Source organism: Streptomyces sp. NPDC052043 (genome assembly GCF_044548235.1).
Lineage (GTDB): Bacteria > Actinomycetota > Actinomycetes > Streptomycetales > Streptomycetaceae > Streptomyces.
This window is the reverse complement of the sequence record NZ_JBIUBT010000006.1, coordinates 434,686-453,899: the sequence shown is the minus strand read 5'-3', so window position 1 is coordinate 453,899 and position 19,214 is coordinate 434,686. Positions and strand designations below refer to the sequence as shown.

General features: G+C 71.9%; 16 protein-coding genes and 3 tRNA genes. 9 read left to right on the top strand and 10 right to left on the bottom strand.

Annotation, left to right across the window (positions count from 1 at the left end):
- Positions 1-87: 87 nt before the first annotated feature.
- From purM to ACIHCX_RS18970, 4 genes are all read right to left on the bottom strand, one after another.
- The gene (purM, locus tag ACIHCX_RS18985; protein ID WP_400030738.1) at positions 88-1,155 is read right to left on the bottom strand and encodes a phosphoribosylformylglycinamidine cyclo-ligase; all 1,068 of its coding nucleotides are present in this window, start codon (positions 1,153-1,155) and stop codon (positions 88-90) included.
- A gap of 32 nt (positions 1,156-1,187) precedes the next feature.
- Positions 1,188-2,717 (bottom strand): amidophosphoribosyltransferase, encoded by a 1,530-nt coding sequence (gene purF / locus ACIHCX_RS18980; protein WP_400030736.1) that lies wholly within the window; start codon positions 2,715-2,717, stop codon positions 1,188-1,190.
- Between the two features lie 235 nt (positions 2,718-2,952).
- The gene (locus ACIHCX_RS18975; RefSeq protein ID WP_400030734.1) at positions 2,953-3,750 is read right to left on the bottom strand and encodes a sterol carrier family protein; all 798 of its coding nucleotides are present in this window, start codon (positions 3,748-3,750) and stop codon (positions 2,953-2,955) included.
- A gap of 10 nt (positions 3,751-3,760) precedes the next feature.
- Positions 3,761-4,399 carry a TetR/AcrR family transcriptional regulator gene (locus tag ACIHCX_RS18970; protein ID WP_400030732.1) on the bottom strand — a complete coding sequence of 213 codons (639 nt, stop codon included), beginning with the start codon at positions 4,397-4,399 and terminating at the stop codon, positions 3,761-3,763.
- 96 nt (positions 4,400-4,495) lie between these two features.
- Between ACIHCX_RS18970 and ACIHCX_RS18965 the strand changes: the two genes are divergently transcribed.
- On the top strand, positions 4,496-5,977 hold the full coding sequence (locus tag ACIHCX_RS18965) for an MFS transporter (RefSeq protein WP_400030730.1): 1,482 nt from the start codon (positions 4,496-4,498) through the stop codon (positions 5,975-5,977).
- A 97-nt stretch (positions 5,978-6,074) separates the two neighbouring features.
- Here ACIHCX_RS18965 and purL read toward each other — a convergent pair whose 3' ends face one another.
- Genes purL through purS form a run of 3 tightly spaced genes read right to left on the bottom strand, consistent with a single transcriptional unit; the run spans position 6,075 to position 9,279 of the window.
- Positions 6,075-8,333 (bottom strand): phosphoribosylformylglycinamidine synthase subunit PurL, encoded by a 2,259-nt coding sequence (purL, locus tag ACIHCX_RS18960; protein ID WP_400030728.1) that lies wholly within the window; start codon positions 8,331-8,333, stop codon positions 6,075-6,077.
- Positions 8,330-9,010, bottom strand: a complete 681-nt coding sequence (purQ, locus tag ACIHCX_RS18955) for a phosphoribosylformylglycinamidine synthase subunit PurQ (protein ID WP_400030726.1) — start codon at positions 9,008-9,010, stop codon at positions 8,330-8,332. Before purQ ends, purL begins: the two co-directional genes overlap by 4 nt.
- Positions 9,007-9,279, bottom strand: coding sequence for a phosphoribosylformylglycinamidine synthase subunit PurS (gene purS / locus ACIHCX_RS18950; RefSeq protein ID WP_356938180.1), 273 nt, complete (start codon positions 9,277-9,279; stop codon positions 9,007-9,009). Before purS ends, purQ begins: the two co-directional genes overlap by 4 nt.
- 363 nt (positions 9,280-9,642) lie before the next feature.
- On the opposite strand from purS, the gene ACIHCX_RS18945 reads away from it, so the two are divergent.
- The 8 genes from ACIHCX_RS18945 to ACIHCX_RS18910 all read left to right on the top strand — a co-directional run bounded on the left by ACIHCX_RS18945 (position 9,643) and on the right by ACIHCX_RS18910 (position 14,235).
- Positions 9,643-9,960 carry an Lsr2 family protein gene (locus ACIHCX_RS18945; RefSeq protein ID WP_100570386.1) on the top strand — a complete coding sequence of 106 codons (318 nt, stop codon included), beginning with the start codon at positions 9,643-9,645 and terminating at the stop codon, positions 9,958-9,960.
- A 148-nt stretch (positions 9,961-10,108) separates the two neighbouring features.
- Positions 10,109-10,180 (top strand) — tRNA-Gly (locus tag ACIHCX_RS18940).
- 81 nt (positions 10,181-10,261) lie between these two features.
- Positions 10,262-10,334: transfer RNA gene (locus ACIHCX_RS18935), tRNA-Gly, on the top strand.
- Between the two features lie 183 nt (positions 10,335-10,517).
- The gene (locus ACIHCX_RS18930; protein WP_400030723.1) at positions 10,518-11,468 is read left to right on the top strand and encodes an ABC transporter ATP-binding protein; all 951 of its coding nucleotides are present in this window, start codon (positions 10,518-10,520) and stop codon (positions 11,466-11,468) included.
- On the top strand, positions 11,465-12,241 hold the full coding sequence (locus ACIHCX_RS18925; RefSeq protein WP_400030721.1) for an ABC transporter permease: 777 nt from the start codon (positions 11,465-11,467) through the stop codon (positions 12,239-12,241). The genes ACIHCX_RS18930 and ACIHCX_RS18925 overlap by 4 nt, the downstream gene beginning before the upstream one ends.
- A gap of 27 nt (positions 12,242-12,268) precedes the next feature.
- Positions 12,269-13,519: a sensor histidine kinase gene (locus ACIHCX_RS18920; protein ID WP_400030719.1), complete on the top strand. Its 1,251-nt coding sequence runs from the start codon at positions 12,269-12,271 to the stop codon at positions 13,517-13,519.
- The gene (locus ACIHCX_RS18915) at positions 13,516-14,139 is read left to right on the top strand and encodes a response regulator (RefSeq protein ID WP_400030717.1); all 624 of its coding nucleotides are present in this window, start codon (positions 13,516-13,518) and stop codon (positions 14,137-14,139) included. Before ACIHCX_RS18920 ends, ACIHCX_RS18915 begins: the two co-directional genes overlap by 4 nt.
- Before the next feature lie 23 nt (positions 14,140-14,162).
- Positions 14,163-14,235, top strand: a tRNA-Gly gene (locus ACIHCX_RS18910).
- A 58-nt stretch (positions 14,236-14,293) separates the two neighbouring features.
- Here ACIHCX_RS18910 and ACIHCX_RS18905 read toward each other — a convergent pair.
- From ACIHCX_RS18905 to ACIHCX_RS18895, 3 genes are all read right to left on the bottom strand, one after another.
- Complete coding sequence (locus ACIHCX_RS18905; RefSeq protein WP_400030715.1) at positions 14,294-15,193, bottom strand: phosphoribosylaminoimidazolesuccinocarboxamide synthase; 900 nt, start codon at positions 15,191-15,193, stop codon at positions 14,294-14,296.
- A 69-nt stretch (positions 15,194-15,262) separates the two neighbouring features.
- A complete protein-coding gene (locus tag ACIHCX_RS18900; RefSeq protein WP_400030713.1) occupies positions 15,263-16,756 on the bottom strand; it encodes a N,N-dimethylformamidase beta subunit family domain-containing protein in 1,494 nt (497 codons plus the stop codon).
- A gap of 245 nt (positions 16,757-17,001) precedes the next feature.
- Complete coding sequence (locus ACIHCX_RS18895; RefSeq protein ID WP_400030839.1) at positions 17,002-18,924, bottom strand: hypothetical protein; 1,923 nt, start codon at positions 18,922-18,924, stop codon at positions 17,002-17,004.
- Positions 18,925-19,214 lie beyond the last annotated feature (290 nt).

Genomic DNA, 19,214 nt, shown 5'->3' with positions numbered 1-19,214 from the left:
CGGGGCTCATGCACCGGACCGGGTTTCGTGCGCCCGCCGACGCCCACCGGGCGCCGGCGGCCGAAGCGTGCCGGTCACGGGTGTGGTTCACGCGTGGTCTCCCACCAGGGCGGCGCCCGTGGTGTGCTCGCCGCGGTCGGTGATCTCGCCGGCCACCCAGGCGTCGACCCCGCGGTCGGCCAGGGTAACGAGGGCCACGTCGACCGACTCCTGGGGCACGATCGCGATCATGCCCACGCCGATGTTGAGGGTCTTCTCCAGCTCCAGCCGCTCGACGTCGCCGGTCCTGGCGACCAGGTCGAAGACGGGGGCCGGGGTCCAGGTGGAGCGGTCGACCACGGCGTGCAGACCGTCCGGGATCACCCGGGCCAGGTTGGCGGCGAGCCCGCCGCCGGTGACATGGCTGAAGGCGTGCACCTCGGTGGTGCGGATCAGCGCCAGGCAGTCCAGCGAGTAGATCTTGGTCGGCTCCAGCAGCTCCTCGCCGAGGGTGCGGCCGAGGTCCTCGACATGTGCCTCCAGGGACAGCCCGCCGCGGTCCAGCAGCACATGCCTGACCAGGGAGTACCCGTTGGAGTGAAGCCCGGAGGACGCCATGGCGATCACCGCGTCACCCGTACGGATGCGATCCGGACCGAGCAGCCGGTCCGCCTCCACGACGCCCGTGCCCGCGCCGGCGACGTCGAAGTCGTCCGCGCCGAGCAGCCCCGGGTGTTCCGCGGTCTCGCCGCCGACCAGCGCGCAGCCGGCCAGGACGCAGCCCTCGGCGATGCCCTTGACGATGGCGGCGACCCGCTCGGGGTGGACCTTGCCGACGCAGATGTAGTCGGTCATGAACAGCGGCTCGGCACCGCACACCACGATGTCGTCCATGACCATGGCGACCAGGTCGTGGCCGATGGTGTCGTACACGCCGAGCCGACGGGCGATGTCGACCTTGGTGCCGACGCCGTCCGTGGCGGAGGCCAGCAGCGGGCGCTCGTAGCGCTTGAGGGCGGAGGCGTCGAAGAGGCCGGCGAAGCCGCCGAGGCCGCCGAGCACCTCGGGGCGACGGGTCTTCTTCACCCATTCCTTCATGAGCTCGACGGCGCGGTCGCCCGCTTCGATATCGACGCCGGCGCTCGCGTAGCTGGCGCCAGTGGTCTCGGAAGACATGACCTTGGGAACCTTCGTGTCGTCGTGCGTGCTTACGGGCGGCGGATCGCGTCGGCCGCGGCCGTTCCGGCCGGGCCGGCGGCCAGCTCGGACTCCAGCAGCTGCTTGCCGAGCAGCTCCGGGTCGGGCAGCTCCATCGGGTACTCGCCGTCGAAGCAGGCGCGGCACAGGTTCGGCTTGGCGATGGTGGTCGCCTCGATCATGCCGTCGATGGAGATGTACGCCAGCGAGTCGGCGCCCAGCGAGGTGCCGATCTCGTCGACGCTCATGCCGTTGGCGATGAGCTCGGCCCGCGTGGCGAAGTCGATACCGAAGAAGCAGGGCCACTTCACCGGCGGCGAGGAGATCCGGATGTGCACCTCGGCGGCACCGGCCTCGCGCAGCATCCGCACCAGGGCCCGCTGGGTGTTGCCGCGCACGATCGAGTCGTCGACGACCACCAGGCGCTTGCCCTTGATGACCTCCTTCAGCGGGTTCAGCTTCAGGCGGATGCCGATCTGCCGGATGGTCTGCGAGGGCTGGATGAAGGTGCGGCCCACATAGGCGTTCTTCACCAGACCGCTGCCGAAGGGGATGCCGGAGGCCTCCGCGTACCCGATCGCGGCGGGGGTGCCGGACTCCGGGGTCGCTATGACGAGGTCGGCCTCGGCGGGGGCCTCCTTCGCCAGTCGGCGGCCCATCTCGACCCGGGAGAGGTAGACGTTCCGGCCGGCGATGTCGGTGTCAGGACGGGCCAGGTACACGTACTCGAAGACGCAGCCCTTGGGCTTCGCTTCCGCGAATCGGGAGGTGCGCAGACCGTTCTCGTCGATGGCGACGAACTCGCCGGGCTCGATCTCCCGGACGAAGCTGGCACCGGTGATGTCCAGTGCCGCGGTCTCCGAGGCGACGACCCAGCCGCGCTCCAGACGGCCCAGGACCAGCGGGCGGATGCCCTGCGGGTCTCGGGCGGCGTAGAGGGTGTGCTCGTCCATGAACACGAGGCTGAAGGCGCCCTTGACCTGCGGCAGGACGGTGTGGGCCGCGTCCTCGATGGTCAGCGGCTTGCCGTCGGCGTCGACCTGGGCGGCCAGCAGGGCCGTGAGCAGGTCGGTGTCGTTGGTGGCCGCGACACGGGTGGAGCGCCCGTTGTCGTCCTTCGGCAGCTCGGCCACCATCTCGGCGAGCCGGGCGGTGTTGACCAGGTTCCCGTTGTGGCCGAGAGCGATCGATCCGCGCGCGGTGGCGCGGAACGTCGGCTGGGCGTTCTCCCACACGGAGGCGCCGGTGGTCGAGTAGCGGGCGTGTCCGACCGCGATATGACCTTGGAGGGAGCCGAGCGAGGTCTCGTCGAAGACCTGGGAAACCAGGCCCATGTCCTTGAAGACGAGGATCTGGGAGCCGTTGCTGACCGCGATACCCGCGGATTCCTGGCCCCGATGCTGGAGGGCGTAGAGCCCGAAGTACGTGAGCTTTGCGACCTCTTCACCCGGAGCCCAGACACCGAAGACGCCGCACGCGTCCTGGGGGCCCTTCTCACCGGGGAGCAGGTCGTGGTTGAGTCGTCCGTCACCACGTGGCACGGTTCCGAGTGTAGGCGAGGTCGACCACTGGTCCGAATGGGGGGATGGCCGCCCGTCCGGGTCCGCTCTCGCGCCACTTCTCCCGCCCCGTCGCCGTTTTAGCAGGTCAGAGCAGTGAATCGATGATCCATCCGGTGCCGTCGGCACCGTCGGGAGGGCACGGCGGACTTTTCCGCGGGGGACATGAGTGAGGCGTCGCACATCATTCGGGCCGTGGACACCACGGGGAGCGGGTTCAGGCCAGGAGCGGCAGCAGCCCGCCGAGATCGGCCCGCTCCCCGCTCGCGCTGACCGCGGCGGCCGCCACGGCGTCCTGCCAGGCCAGCCGGCCGGCGGCCAGCCGGACCCAGGTGAGCGGGTCGGTCTCGACGACGTTGGGCGGGGTGCCGCGGGTGTGCCGGGGGCCCGGCACGCACTGCACGACGGCGTACGGCGGGATGCGCACCTCGGTCGAGCCGCCGGGCGCCCGGGCGGCGAGCGTATCGGCCAGCAGCCTCGTCGCGGTGGCCAGCGCCTGGCGGTCGTAGGGGATGTCCAGACCTGGCACGGCGGCGTTCAGGTCGTCGGTGTGGACGACGAGCTCCACCGTGCGGGTGACGACGTAGTCGGCCAGCGGCAGGGCGCCCGCGCTGGTGTCGAGCAGCCGGGTACCGGGATGCCCGGCGAGAGCGGCCGTGAAGTCCCGTTCGGCGGCCTCGAGGTGGGCGACGGGGTCGGGGTTGCCCTCGGCGAGCTCGCGGGCGTGTGCCGCGATGGCCGGGGCGTCGGCGCCGATGGCCGACGGCCAGTCGTGCAGGGCACCGTCCTGCTTGGCCGGCTCGGGCCGGTCGAGCAGCCGGCCGACGGCCGACAGGGCCATGCCGACGTGGGCGACCAGATCCCGCACGGTCCAGTCGCCGAGCCGCGTGGGCAGCGCGAGCTGCTCGGGGGTCAGGGCGCGGACGGCGTCCCGCACATGACCGGACTGGGCCAGGACGGCGGCGCGGGTCCTGCCGGGGTCATAGGTCCGGGTGCGCTTCTTGGCCGGGGGCATGACGGCGAGCCTATGCCTTCACGGCGTAGCCGCTCAGGCCCTTTTCGACCAGCTCGAAGGCGCGCCGGACCCGCTCGGGGGCGTCGGCAGCGACCTCCTCCGGGCTCTCGCCGTCGTCGATGCGGCGGTGGTTCTCCTCGACGAGGGCGTTGCGGGCGGCACTGAGCATGGCGGCGGCGACGGTCGCGAGCATCACGTCTCCGGTTTCCTCGGCGAGGAGACCGGCCAGGTCCCGGGTGCCCTTCTGGGCGCCGAGGAAGGCGCGTTCCATCAGGGCCGGAGTCTGCACGACGAGCCTGCGCACCATGCGGGCGAACGGCTCGCTGTGCAGGCCGACCGACGGGTCGCGTGCCTCGACCAGTTCGAGGAGCTGCCGTCGTACGGCGTCGACGGCGCTCTCGTCCGGCCGGCGCTCGCGCACGGCCCTGGCCGCGTCGCCGAAGTGCTCCTCCATGGGACGGAAGACCAGGTCCTCCTTGGACCCGAAGTAGTTGAAGACGGTCATCTTCGACACGTCGGCGGCATCGGCGATCTGCTGCACGGACACGTCGTCGAAGCCCCGTTCCGTGAAGAGCTCGATCGCCGTGCGGTAGATCCTCATCGCCGTCTGCCGCTTCTTGCGCTCGCGCAGCCCCATCGCTTCCGCCATGAGATCACAGTACCAAGATGAAGTTTTGGCCGAGATGAAAGATGAGCTCGGATGAAATATTGACTGAGTACACTCTCGTGCGTCATGGTGACATCCATGACCGAGACCCAGCGCAAAGTCGGCTTCCTCGTCTGCCTCGTCACCATCGTCCTGGCGCTGCTGGACCTGCAGATCGTCTCCGCGGCCACCGTCCCGATCGTCCGGGACCTCGACCCCGAACACGGCATCGACAAGATCCCGTGGCTGGTCAGCGCCTACGCGCTGGCGTCGGCCGCGATGCTGCCGCTGTACGGCAAGCTGTGCGACGTCCTCGGTCCCAAGCGGGTCTTCACCGGCGCGATCGCCACCTTCCTGCTGGGTTCCGCGCTGTGCGGCGCGGCCCAGTCGATGGGCGAGCTGATCGTGGCCCGCGCGCTGCAGGGCCTGGGCGGCGGTGGGCTGATGAGCGTCACGATGGTGGTCATCGCCCACCTCAAGGGCCCCGGAGAGGACACGGCGCAGGGCGGCAACCTCGGCGGCATCGTCGCCGGCGGCGGCATGGCGATCGGGCCCTGGATCGGCGGTCTGCTGGCCGACCACGCGAGCTGGCGCTGGATCTTCTACGTCAACCTGCCGGTCGGCCTCGCGGTCCTCGTCGCCGCCGCCTTCGCCTTGAAGCTTCCCGAGCGCCCTGTGCGCCGGCCGATCGACTACGCGGGCGCCGCGCTCGCGGCGGCCTTCTCCAGTGCGCTGCTGCTGGTGACGGACTGGGGCGGCAAGCGGTACCCCTGGTCCTCCCCGGTCGTCCTGGGTCTCGCCCTGGCGGCGCTCGTGGCACTCGCCCTCTTCCTGTGGCGGCAGGTGCGGGCGCCCGAACCGGTGCTTCCGCTCTCCCTGTTCACGGTGCGTGAGCTGCGCCTGGGCTTCGCCGTCCAGGGCATCCTGGGCAGCGCGATGATGTGCGCCATCTACTACGTCCTGATCTACCTCCAGGTCGCGCGCGGCGTCTCCAGCTCCTCGGCCGGTCTCTACCTCGTACCGATGGCCGTCGGCCTGGCGGTCTCCGGCACACTGACCGGACCGCTCGGCGCTCGCGGCTGGTCGGCGCGCACCTTCACCATCAGCGGCACGGCCACCAGCGCCCTCGCCTTCGCACTGCTCGCCACGACGACAGGGCCGGACACCTCGCTGTGGCTGATCCGCGGCGAACTCCTGCTGGCCGGCGCCGGGTTCGGCCAACTCGTCGGCCAGCTGATCCTGCTGGTCCAGGGTGCCGCGCCGCGCGACCAGCTCGGTGTCGCCACCACAGGCATCCGCTTCTTCCAGACCCTCGGCAGCGCCCTGGGCACGGCGGTCTTCGGCGCCGTCCTGGCCCGCCTGTACGCCGCCCACGGCACCGGCGGCGACGTCAGCGCCCTGGCCCGGCTGACCGGCGCGGCCCACGCGGACGGCGTGCGCGCCTTCGTCGATGCCACGCAGGTGGTGTTCTGGGGCGGGGCCGCGCTGATGGTGATGGCCTCGCTGCTCGCCCTCCGTCTGCCCAGGACCCGCCCGGCCGCCCCCAGGACCCCGCCCCAGCAGGAGACGGTCCCGGCCTGACGGCGCCCCACCCCGGATGACCGTGAGCAGGAGCACGGCAGCACCGAGGCCCCGCCTGTACGGCGGGGCCTCGGTCAGCGTGGGATGCGAGCGGCCGCTACGCCAGCAGTGCCGGGATCGTCCCCTCGTGGGCCTCGCGCAGCTCGGCCAGGGTCAGCTCGAAGGCGCCCTGGACCTCGACCGTGTCACCGTCCACGACACCGATGCGGGTGGCGGGCAGGCCCCGCGCGCCGCACATGTCGGTGAAGCGGACCTCCTCGGAGCGCGGCACGGCGACGACCGCGCGGCCGGCCGACTCCGACAGGAGGAAGGTGAACGCGTCCAGGCCGTCGGGTACGACCAGGCGCGCGCCCTTGCCGCCCAGGAGGGCGGACTCCACGACCGCCTGGATCAGGCCGCCGTCGGACAGGTCGTGCGCGGAGTCGACCATGCCGTCGCGGGAGGCGGAGATCAGGATCTCGGCCAGCAGCCGCTCACGCTCCAGGTCGACCTTCGGGGGCAGGCCGCCGAGGTGGTCGTGGACCACCTGCGACCAGGCCGAGCCACCGAACTCCTCGCGGGTGTCGCCGAGGAGGTACAGCAGCTGGCCCTCCTCCTGGAAGGCGACCGGGGTGCGGCGGGCGACGTCGTCGATCACACCGAGGACGGCGACCACCGGGGTCGGGTGGATGGCGGCCTCGCCCGTCTGGTTGTAGAGCGAGACGTTGCCGCCGGTCACCGGGGTGCCCAGCTGCTTGCAGCCGTCCGCAAGACCGCGCACGGCCTCCGCGAACTGCCACATCACGGCCGGGTCCTCGGGCGAGCCGAAGTTCAGGCAGTCGGAGACCGCCAGCGGCTTCGCGCCCGTGGTGGCGACGTTGCGGTACGCCTCCGCCAGCGCGAGCTGCGCGCCCGTGTACGGGTCGAGCTTGGCGTAGCGGCCGTTTCCGTCCGTGGCGAGGGCGACGCCGAGGCCGGTCTCCTCGTCGATCCGGATCATGCCGGAGTCCTCGGGCATGGCCAGGACGGTGTTGCCCTGCACGAAGTGGTCGTACTGCTGGGTGATCCACTTCTTGGACGCCTGGTTCGGGGACGCCACGAGCTTCAGGACCTGCGCCTTCAGCTCCTCGGCGGTCCCCGGGCGCGGCAGCTTGTTCGCGTCGTCGGCCTGGAGGGCGTCCTGCCACGAGGGGCGCGCGTACGGGCGCTCGTAGACCGGGCCCTCGTGGGCGACCGTGCGCGGGTCGACGTCGACGATCTTGCCGCCGTGCCAGTAGATCTCCAGCCGGTCGCCGTCGGTCACCTCACCGATGACGGTGGCGATGACGTCCCACTTCTCGCAGATCTCCAGGAAGCGGTCGACCTTCTCCGGTTCGACGACCGCGCACATGCGCTCCTGCGACTCGCTCATGAGGATCTCCTCGGGCGAGAGCGTGGAGTCGCGCAGCGGGACGTCGTCCAGGACGACGCGCATGCCGCCGGAACCGTTGGAGGCCAGTTCGCTCGTCGCGCAGGACAGGCCGGCCGCGCCGAGGTCCTGGATGCCGACGACCAGCTTCTCGGCGAAGGCCTCCAGGGTGCACTCGATGAGCAGCTTCTCCTGGAAGGGGTCGCCGACCTGAACGGCGGGGCGCTTGCTCGGCTTCGCGTCGTCGAAGGTCTCACTCGCCAGGATCGACGCGCCGCCGATGCCGTCGCCGCCCGTGCGGGCGCCGTACAGGACGACCTTGTTGCCCGTGCCGGAGGCCTTGGCCAGGTGGATGTCCTCGTGCCGCATCACGCCGACGCAGCCCGCGTTGACCAGCGGGTTGCCCTGGTAGCAGGCGTCGAAGACGACCTCGCCGCCGATGTTGGGCAGGCCCAGGCAGTTGCCGTAGCCGCCGATGCCCGCCACTACGCCGGGGAGCACCCGCTTGGTGTCGGGGTGGTCGGCCGCGCCGAAGCGCAGCGGGTCCACGACGGCGACCGGACGGGCACCCATCGCGATGATGTCGCGCACGATGCCGCCGACGCCGGTGGCCGCGCCCTGGTAGGGCTCGACGTAGGAGGGGTGGTTGTGCGACTCGACCTTGAAGGTGACCGCGTAGCCCTGGCCGACGTCCACCACACCGGCGTTCTCGCCGATGCCGACGAGCAGGGCGTCGTTCTCGGGAGCCTTCTCGCCGAACTGGCGCAGGTGCACCTTGGAGGACTTGTACGAGCAGTGCTCGGACCACATCACGGAGTACATGGCGAGCTCGGCGCCGGTCGGGCGGCGGCCCAGGATCTCCACGACCCGCTCGTACTCGTCCTTCTTCAGACCGAGTTCGGCCCAGGGCAGCTCGACGTCGGGGGTCTCGGCCGCGTGCTCGACCGTGTCCAGAGGCGTCCTGCTCATGCGGTGACCAGCTTCTTGAGGATCGAGGTGAAGAAGGGCAGGCCATCGGTACGCCCGGTACCGATCAGCGGCTCGGTGGCGTGCTCGGGGTGCGGCATGAGGCCCACGACGTTGCCCGCCTCGTTGGTGATGCCGGCGATGCCCCGGAGCGAGCCGTTGGGGTTGCCGTCCAGGTACCGGAAGGCGACGCGGCCCTCCGCCTCCAGCTGGTCCAGCGTGTAGGCGTCGGCCACGTACCGGCCGTCCATGTTCTTCAGCGGGATGCGGATCTCCTGGCCGGCGGTGTAGTCGCTGGTCCAGGCGGTCGACGCGTTCTCCACCCGCAGCTTCTGGTCGCGGCAGACGAAGTGGAGGTGGTCGTTGCCGAGCATCGCCCCCGGGAGGAGGTGGGCCTCGGTGAGGACCTGGAAGCCGTTGCAGATGCCGAGCACCGGCAGTCCGGCCCTCGCCTGCTCGATGACCGTCTCCATCACCGGCGAGAAGCGGGAGATGGCGCCGGCCCGCAGGTAGTCGCCGTAGGAGAAACCGCCGGGCAGGACGACCGCGTCGACCTGCTTGAGGTCCTTGTCCCGGTGCCAGAGAGCCACCGCTTCGGCGCCCGCGCGGCCGATCGCGCGCCGGGTGTCCCGGTCGTCGAGACTGCCCGGGAAAGTGACGACGCCAATACGAGCGGTCACTTCGCGGCCTCCGCGACTTCCGCCGCGTCCTCGACCTTGACGGTGAAGTCCTCGATCACGGTGTTCGCGAGGAAGGATTCGGCAAGATCGTGAATGCGGGCGAGCGCGGCCTCGTCGACGGGCCCGTCCACTTCCAGTTCGAATCGCTTTCCCTGACGGACGTCGGAGATGCCTTCGAAACCCAGCCGCGGCAGTGCGCGCTGCACCGCCTGGCCCTGGGGGTCGAGGATCTCCGGCTTGAGCATGACGTCGACTACGACGCGTGCCACTGGCACTCCCGGTGTGTGGTGCTGAGCAGGTCCCTTCAGACTACCCGCACAAAATTTCTACGCGAGTAGACTCGTAGGAATCTACGTGACGCCCGTCACGGCCCCCACGCGTGCGGGTGGCCTTCGTGAAAAGTTCCGGGAAAGTTCGGCGTTCGGTGCCCGATCCGGTATTGCGCCGGGACACGCGGACAGATTTAGTCGGGCTTCCCCTTGCAATGCCCGGCACTGTACAAATGAATTGGCGGCAGCCGATACTTTTCCCGATAACAGGCAGACAGTGGCATCTCCCAACATCTCCGCACGTCATGACGGCATGGCGGAGCAGATGGGCCGCAGAGGTGCCGCACGAAGGGACCGATATTCGTGGCGCAGCGTGTCGTGGTCACTCTCTTTGACGACATCGACGGCTCGGAAGCGGCGGAGACGATCGCCTTCGGACTGGACGGCAGGTTCTACGAGATCGACCTGAACCAAGCCAATGCCAAGAAACTGCGGAAGGCACTCGCGCCGTACGTGGAGGCCGGCCGCAAGCGGTCGAAGTCGGGCAAGACGTACCGGCAGACGGAGGTCGCCCCCGACCCCGCCGCCGTCCGCGCCTGGGCGCAGGCCCACAAAATGGACGTGCCGGCCCGCGGACGCATCCCCAAGAAGGTCTACGAGGCGTTCAGCGCGGCCCAGTGACGGCCGCGCTCCCCACGCGCCCGGCCATGGCCCAGGGTCCGCCAGCGGGCCCTGGGGGCAACCGACTTGCGCACCCCCCCTGTTGATCAGCTAATGTCTGGAGCACGCCGAGGGGCGAAGCCGGAAGGCCGAGACCCACGGAGTCCATGCGGGTGTAGTTCAGTAGTAGAACATCCCCCTTCCAGGGGGAAGGCGCAGTGTGCAATTCCTGTCACCCGCTCTGCACCGCCGGTCCCGACCACTCCTGTGGATCAGGTAGGCTGGTGCTCGCGCCGATCGGTGGGAGCCGGTCGGAGGCAGTGCGGACGTAGCTCAGTTGGTAGAGCGCAACCTTGCCAAGGTTGAGGTCGCGAGTTCGAACCTCGTCGTCCGCTCGGGAATGAGACCCCGGTCCATCGGACCGGGGTCTTTTCGTTGTCACGGTATCCGTCCGGCCGCGGTATCCGTCCGGCCGCGTTGTCCGCATGGCTCCGCGTTCTTCCCCCTCTGACATTTGTCATGCCGGGTGATGACACCGCGCACTGCCGACGCGCCTCGGCCGCCGGGACGCTGGATCCATGGACACGGACGAGCATGTGATTGAGGTGACCGGCCTCCAGCGGGTCTACGAGGGCGGATTCGAGGCGGTGCGCGGTATCTCCTTCCACGTGGCCCGCGGGGAGATCTTCGCGCTGCTCGGCACCAACGGCGCCGGCAAGACCTCGACGGTCGAACTCCTGGAAGGCCTGGCGCCCCCGACCTCGGGGCGCGTACGGGTGCTCGGGCACGACCCGTACGACGAGCGCGGGCTGGTACGGCCGCGTACCGGGGTGATGCTCCAGGAGGGCGGCTTCCCCTCCGAGCTGACCGTCGCCGAGACCGCTCGGATGTGGGCGGGCTGTGTCAGCGGGGCCCGCCCGCCCCGCGAGGCGCTGGCGCTGGTCGGTCTCGAGCGGCGCACGGACGTGCGGGTCAAGCAGCTGTCCGGCGGTGAACGGCGCCGCCTGGACCTGGCGCTCGCGCTGCTCGGCGAGCCCGAGGTGCTGTTCCTGGACGAGCCGACCACCGGACTGGACGCCGAAGCACGCCAGAAAACCTGGGAGTTGGTGCGGGCACTGCGGGACGGCGGGACGACCGTGCTGCTCACCACGCACTACCTGGAGGAGGCCGAAGGGCTCGCCGACCGGATCGCGATCCTGCACGAGGGGCGCATCGCCGCCGCCGGGACCCCGGCCGAGGTGACCGCCGCGCAGCCGTCCCGGATCTCCTTCGACCTGCCGACGGGATTCTTCCTGGGCGACCTGCCCCCGCTCGCCGAACTGGGCGTGTGCGATCACGAGGTGGACGGCCGCGCCGTACGGCTGCGCACCCGCGAACTCCAGCGGACCGCCACGGAACTGCTGCTGTGGGCCCGGCGGTCCGGGGTCGAACTGGACCGGCTCGACGTGCGGTCGGCCTCGCTGGAGGAGGCGTTCCTCGGCATCGCGCGGGACGCCGCCGCGCCGCGGACGAAGGAGTACGCCGCATGAGTGCCGCCGTCACCACCCCCGCCGGCCGGATGGCCGCGCTCGCACGTGCCGAGCTGGTCCTGCTGGCCCGTAGCCGGAGCGCTCTGGTGGCGGGCGTGCTCCTGCCGCTGGTACTGCCCTTCAGCGTGCGGTCGGCGACCGCACGCATGAACCTGGAGGACGCCGGCCTGACGATCGGGCTGGTCATCCTGCCCTCCGCGATCGGCTTCTCGCTGCTGTTCGCCGTGTACTCCACCCTGGTCAGCGTGTTCGTCGCCCGGCGCGAGCAACTGGTCCTCAAGCGACTGCGCACGGGCGAGCTGCGGGACACGGAGATCCTCGCCGGGGCCGCGCTGCCGGCCGTCGCCACCGGCCTCGTCCAGTGCCTGCTGCTGACCGGCGCGTGCACCGCGCTGCTCCACGTCCCGGCCCCGCGCGCGCCCCATCTCGCCGTCGCCGGGCTGCTGCTGGGCCTGCTGCTGAGTGTGCTGCTGGCGGCCGTCACCGCGGGCTTCACCCGGACCACCGAGAGCGCGCAGGTCACCTCGTTTCCGTTGCTGCTGGTCTCGATGGTGGGCTCCGGGCTGACCGTGCCGCTGGAGCTGCTGCCCGAGCGGCTGGCCCGGTGCTGCGAGCTGCTGCCGCTGACCCCGGTGGTCACACTGGTGCGCGGCGGCTGGACCGGAGACCTGAGCGCCTACGGCACCCTGCGGGCCGTGGCCGTCGCGCTGGCCTGGATCGCGGTCGCGGTGTTTGCTGTACGGCGCCGGTTCCGCTGGGAGCCGAGGCGCTGAGAGGTGCGTGAGAGGTGGGGGGAGACCATGCGCGGGCCCGTGGGCTGGTGGCGCGGCAAGACCACGCCGGCGAAGGTCGAGACGTACACACGGTGGTCGTTCCACTCCTTCGCGCTGATCGAGGCCGTCCTGGGCGGGCTGCTGGTGCTGGGCCAGGTGGGTCCCCACCCGGCGGCCTGGCTGGCGGCGGCGGTCATCGGGCACGCCGCCGTCTGCGCGGTGACCGCGTCCCGGGCGCTCGACTGGACCCGCGGCCGGAGGGAGCAGCCGCTGCGACTGCTGTGGACGCTCGGCGCGGTCACCGCGGCCCTCGCGGTCCTCACGCTCGGCGTGCACGCGCACGGCCGGGGCGAGAACGTGGACACCGCGGCGGGCATGGTCTTCGCCTGCGTGCTGATCTTCGGCGCCGGCACCATCGCCCTCGGGGTGCGCAACCGGCGCCGGGTGGCCGCGGTGGTGACGGGCTTCGCGACCGGTTCCGGCGTCGTCGCCTTCCCGCTGGGGATCCCGGGCCCCACCGCTCTGGCCAACACGGTCATGGTGCTGGTCGGGGGCGCGTTCCTCGCCTTCACCTCCGTCTTCTCCGTCTGGCTGCTGAACGCCGTCTACGCGCTCGACGAGGCCCGGGAGACCCGGGCCCGGCTCGCCGTCGCCGAGGAGCGGCTGCGGTTCGGACGGGACCTGCACGACGTGCTGGGGCGCAACCTCGCGGTGATCGCGCTGAAGGCGGAGCTGGCCGTGCAGCTGGGCCGGCGCGGTCGGCCGGAGGCGGTGGAGCAGATGATCGAGGTACAGCGGCTGGCCCAGGACTCGCAGCGCGAGGTCCGTGCCGTGGTCCGCGGCTACCGGGAGGCCGACCTCGCCGCGGAACTCGCCGGCGCCCAGGGCGTCCTGGCGGCGGCCGGCATCGACTGCGCGGTCACCGGCTCGCCGGACCGTCTGCCCACGCCGGTGCAGTCCGCGCTCGGCTGGGTCGTCCGGGAGGCCGCCACCAACGTGCTCCGGCACGGAGACGCCCGGAGCTGCACCGTGTCCCTGCGCGTCGCCGACGGCCGGGCCGAGCTGACCGTCGAGAACGACGGGGTGCCCGAGTCCCCCGCCGGTGACCGGCCGGGCACCGGACTCGCCGGTCTGCGGGAACGGCTGTCGGAGCTCGACGGCACCCTGCGGGCGGGTCCCGCGGGGCGCAGCCGGTTCAAGCTGACCGCCGAGGTGCCGCTGCCGCCGCCCGCCGCCGATCCCGAGACCGCCCGTCCGATGAGCGAGGCCACCCGATGACGACGTCCTCCGTACCCGTCCGGCTGCTGCTGGCCGACGACGAGCACCTGATCCGCGGCGCGCTCGCCGCCCTGCTCTCGCTGGAGGACGACCTGCTGGTCGTCGCGGAGGCGGCGAGCGGACCGGAGGCGCTGGCCATGGCGCGGGCGCACGTACCCGACGTGGCCGTGCTGGATCTGCAGATGCCGGGCGCGGACGGTGTGAGGGTCGCCACATCCCTGCGGGCCGAACTGCCGGACTGCCGGGTGCTGATCGTGACCAGCCACGGACGGCCCGGACATCTGAAACGGGCGCTTGCCGCGGGTGTGCGCGGTTTCGTACCGAAGACCGTCAGCGCCCAGCGGCTCGCCGAGATCATCCGCACCGTGCATGCCGGAAACCGCTACGTCGACCCGGAGTTGGCCGCCGACGCGATCTCCGCGGGCGACTCCCCGCTGACCGCGCGGGAGGCCGAGGTGCTGGAGTTCGCCGCCGACGGGGCACCGGTCGCGGAGATCGCCGAGCGGGCCGCGCTGTCGCCGGGGACCGTACGGAACTACCTGTCGTCGGCCGCGACCAAACTGGGCGCGGAGAACCGACATGCGGCAGTACGACTCGCGCGGGAGCGAGGTTGGGTATAGTTGGCCTCGCGCCACGGCGCAGTGCGGACGTAGCTCAGTTGGTAGAGCGCAACCTTGCCAAGGTTGAGGTCGCGAGTTCGAGCCTCGTCGTCCGCTCGGGAATCAGACCCCGGTCCATCGGACCGGGGTCTTTTCGTCTGCTCCGGCGCGCCGGCTACGACCAGCGCGTTCCCGTCAGCCGCTCGTACGCCTCCACGTACTTGGCCCGGGTGGCCTCCACGACCGGCTCCGGCAGCGGCGGCGGGGGCAGCTCGCTCCCACGGTCCCAGCCGGACTCGGCGGACGTCAGCCAGTCACGGACGAACTGCTTGTCGTACGAGGGCTGCGCGCGGCCCGGCTGCCACTGGTCGGCCGGCCAGAAGCGGGAGGAGTCCGGGGTGAGGACCTCGTCGGCGAGGACGAGCGTGTCCCCGTCGAAGCCGAACTCGAACTTGGTGTCGGCGAGGATGATGCCGCGGTCGCGGGCGATGTCCCGGGCCCGGCCGTAGACGGCGAGCGTCGCCTGGCGCAGCTGCGCGGCCGTCTGGGCGCCGACCTGGCGGGCCGCCTCCTCGTAGGAGACGTTCTCGTCGTGCTCGCCGACCTCGGCCTTGGTGGCCGGGGTGAAGATCGGGGCGGGCAGTTCGGAGCCGTCCACCAGGCCCTCGGGCAGGGCGAGGCCGCAGACCGTGCGGGTCTGCTCGTACTCGGCGAGGCCCGAACCGGTGAGGTAGCCGCGGGCCACGCACTCCACGGGGACCATCCGCAGGGACTTGCAGACCAGGGTGCGGCCCGTCCAGTCGGCGGGGGCGCCCTCGGGCACGTCGGCGGACAGGACGTGGTTCGGGGCGAGGTCCGCGAGCCGGTCGAACCACCACAGGGACAGCTGCGTGAGGATGCGGCCCTTGTCCGGGATCTCGGTCGGCAGCACCCAGTCGTAGGCGGACATGCGGTCACTGGCGACCATGACGAGGTCGCCCGCCTCGTTCTGGTACAGGTCGCGCACCTTGCCGGTGTGCAGATGCACCAGGCCCGGAACCTGGATCGGCTCGGGCTTTTCGACGAATCCGGACACGGTTCCTCCCCGTGGTTCTGTCCAACTGGCTCGATTCTCCCGTATCGGACACGAGCCGGGGACAGGGGGTCAGTCCCGCTTGCAGATACGGTCCAGCAGGTTGGCCGTGGCGCGCTGGACACGGGCGTCGACGTGGCCGGGGCGGTCCAGGGCCGGAGACCAGGCGAACGTCCCGGAGGCGAAGACCAGGGCGCCGGAGGGCGCCCGGTACAGGGACGTCTCCTGGTGGCGCGTGGTGCCCTCGCCGTCCGTGTACGGGGAGTGGGCGAGCAGGATGCGGTCCTGGTACTCGGGGAGCTGGGTGCGCGGGAAGTAGCGGTCGGCCTCGCCCGCGACCAGGCCCGCGATCTCCTCGCCCTCCTCGGCCCCGGTCGCCTCCCACAGCCAGTGGTCGGCGTTGCGGACGATCAGCGGGTGCGGCTCGGGGACGCGGCCGGCGTACTGGATGCCGACCAGTTGCTGCTCGGGCCGGTCGATCTCCCGCCACAGCACCGGCCGGCCGGGGCCCTTGCGCTTGCGGCAGGTCAGCAGGCGGTTGGGGACGCCGGACGGGGAGGGGCCCAGTTCGACCTGCCAGTACATGGTGTTGGCCGAGAGGAAGACCAGGGACGTGCCGTGGTCACGAGCGAGTTCGACGGTCCGGCGCATGCCGGCCGACCAGTACTCGTCGTGGCCGGGGAAGAGCAGGCCGCGGTAGCGGGTGGGGTCGACTCGGCCGGCGTGCAGGTCACGGGCGTCGGCGTAGGCGAGGTCGTAGCCGTAGCGCTCGGCCCAGCGGATCACGTCGTAGGCGTGGCCGACGTGCAGGGGCAGGCCCGCGCCCGCGTAGGGGCGGTCGAAGGAGACCGTGGTCGCGGCGTCGGCCTCGCCGAGCAGCCGGCCGTGCTCGTCCCAGGCGTGGTAGAGGCTCGCGCCGGTGTGGCCGTCCTCCGGGTAGAGGTTGTAGGCCTGCCAGGTGATGTCGGGCAGGAGCAGCAGCAGGTCCGCCGGGTGGTTGTCGCGAACGGTGAACGGGATGTGCGAGCGGTAGCCGTCGGCGGTGGTGAGCACGGCCACGTACGCGCCGACGCTCCAGTGGGACGGGACCTGCAACCGCCAGGACAGCCACCAGTGGTGGCAGGAGACCGTGCGGTCGGCGGTCAGCGGCGGGGGCTGGACGATGCCGGACAGGCGCGGGCTGGTGGTGATCTTGGCGGCACCGTCGCCGCCGTAGTGCCCGATGCGGTAGACGTCCACGCCGAACTGCTGGGGCGGGTCGACGGTGATGTGGAAGTCGATCGCCTCGCCGGGTGAGACGGCGCCGGTGGAGACGAAGCCCTTGATCTGCCGGTGGACGTCGTCGGCCGAGCGGGGGCCGCCGCCGGAGGTGCGGGGGGCGGGGATGCGCGGGCCGCCGGACGTCGTCTGCGGGGACGGGTCGACGTACCAGGGGACGACGTGGCCGGTGTCGTCGAAGTACGTCTCGCTGCCGCGCAGCCAGGGGACGGGGCCCAGGCCGAAGGGGTCCGACACGGCGTGCGCGAGAGCTCCCGACTCCCAGCGGCGAATCCGCTCCGATCCCATGCCCGATCCCCTCCCTCGTGCCCCCGTGGTCGGTCGTGCGGCGGTGCGGGGCCGGTGGTGGCCGCGGTGGCCGACCTGTCGGCATGTCCGGGTGTGGCTGTCGTATGTCGCACGCGCTTGCCATGTGCGCTATCGGTCCCAGCACATCACATAACGCGCGCATGCTGTCACTATTCATCGCGAATTGGCCGAAAGTGGAATTCGGGGATCCGGTAGCGCGGCCGCCGGGTCGGTGGCGGCCCAGGTCAGACCAGCCGTACCGGCTTCTCCGGACGTATGCCCGAGTCGACCAGCCAGGTCCGCAGCGGGACGGGATCGCCGTCCTCCACCAGGGCGAGGACCTTGGGGCCGAGGTCGGCGGCCCGCTCGCCGTTGATCAGGAGGGCGGGGCCGTCGAGCCAGTCGAGGCCCGGGGCGGCGTCGGCGGTGTCCATCGCGGCGCAGCACACCATCGCGGTGATGTGGTCGGCGAGGAGTTCGCGGCCGGTGCGCGGTGGTTCGAGGGGGAATTCCAGGGGGAAGAGCGGCACCGAGTCCTCGTTCCGCAGGAGGGCGCCGCCGTGCTGGTCGCCCCCCGTCGACGCCGTACGCGCCGGTGGCGCCGACGCCTCCTCGCGGGCCAGCTCGGCGCTGATGCCGGCCGCGAGTGCGGCGCCGCGCTCGCTGCCGAGGCCGGGATCGTCGTCCGGCGTGGCGGGGTCTTCGGGGGCGGCGTGCCCGCCGTGTCCGCCGGGCTCGCCGTACGGGGGGTACGCGCCGCACGCGCCGTCGTCACGAGTCGGCTGGGCGTCGTCGGCCGGGCGTCCCGTCCGCTCGGAGCGCTCGCCGGACCCGCCGGACCCGCCGGACTTACCGGACTTGCCGGACTTGCCGGAGGGGGACGCGGTGGACAGGTGCTCCAGGACCCGGGCCAGGGTCGGTCCGTACGGATCGGCGGCGGAGCCGGGGGAGCGCCGGACGCCCAGGGCGTTCAGGACGCGGTGGAGGCGGGCGGCGTCGGTGCGCCACTTCCGGTCGACGACCTCGTCCGGGTACTCCTGCCAGTCCACCGGGCACCAGTCCCCGCCGCGCTCGGCCGGGCCGCCGTGGAAGAGGCGCGCGGCCAGCAGCGAGGCGGCCTCGTCGATGGCGCCGGGCTCCTCCAGCAGGTCGCAGGCCGGGCGCTCGCCGAGCCGGGAGGCGAAGCCCTCGGCCAGGCGGTCGCGGCGGGACAGTTCGGTGAGGGCCGCGACGACACCGGCGTCCAGCCGGGAGGGCCAGCGGCCCATGCGCCAGGCGGGCAGCGCGACCCGGGTCAGCAGCCGGTCCCAGCCCGCGTACGCCAGGCCCACCTGCTCCTGGGCGACGATCCTGAGCCCGTAGTCCACCGCCTGTGCGCGCTCCGCGGCCGCGGCCGCCACACCGCGCTCCATCAGGGCCGCATGCTCCCGGCAGCCGCGCAGGAGCAGCCGGGCCACCCAGCCAAGACCGGCGCACGCCGAGCGGACCAGGGGGCGGCGGCCGGGTGCCGAGGCGACGGCCACCGCCGCGTCCAGACCGCGGACGAAACGCCGGGCCGCGGCTATGTCCGGGTGCGCCGAGGGTCCCGTACCGGCGACGACCGGGGCGAGCACGGCCCGCAGCTCGCCGACGCGCATCCACCACAGGAACGGGGAGCCGATGACGAGGACGGGCGCCGCCGCCGTACGTCCCGGGCGGGCCGAGGACGGGCCGCGCAGCGCGTCCGGCTCGACCTGGAGGTGATCGGCTGCCGGGGGAGGGCCGTGGGCCGGGTGCGTACGGTCCTCCAGCCAGCTGTCGCAGTCCGGGGTGAGCTCTATGGCCGACGGGGCGGGGACACCGAGGCGGTCGGCCAGATCGCGCACCAGGCGGTACAGGTCCGGGGCCGACTTCTCGGCTATCGGTACGGTCGGGGTCGTCGCGGGGCGGGCACGGGCCACGACCAGCCCGACGCCCGCGGCCAGGAGCAGGACGACGACCGCGACGGCGCCGACCACCCAGCGGGCGAGGTCCCAGCCCCGGCCCACGAGGTGCCCGGTCGATCCGCCGGCGAGCAGGATCACGGCGAGGGCGGCGGGCAGCAGGGCGACGGCCAGTGCCCGGCTGCGCACGCGCAGCACGGCCAGTGCCCTGGAGCGCGCGGCCCGCACACCGACCTCCACACCCATACCGGTCACGGCCGCCCGTCACCCCCTCCCGACTGTCCTGACGTTGCTCATTCCCCCACTGTGGCACCCATGACTGACATCGCAATGCCGGTGGGCCAAGTGCCGGAATGCCTGCGCGCACCCTAGTTGGGCCCCCGGCCCGCGTCAGCCGGATAGAGCATTGGTCACTCGATGGAATGGCTTTGGTCAGAGCCGGGCGACACAGCGCAATGATCAGGCCCCGGCTCAGGAGCCGGGGCCTGCTGGTGAAGAGAAGAACGGTACGAGGGGGAGGAAGGGGGGAGCTGCCG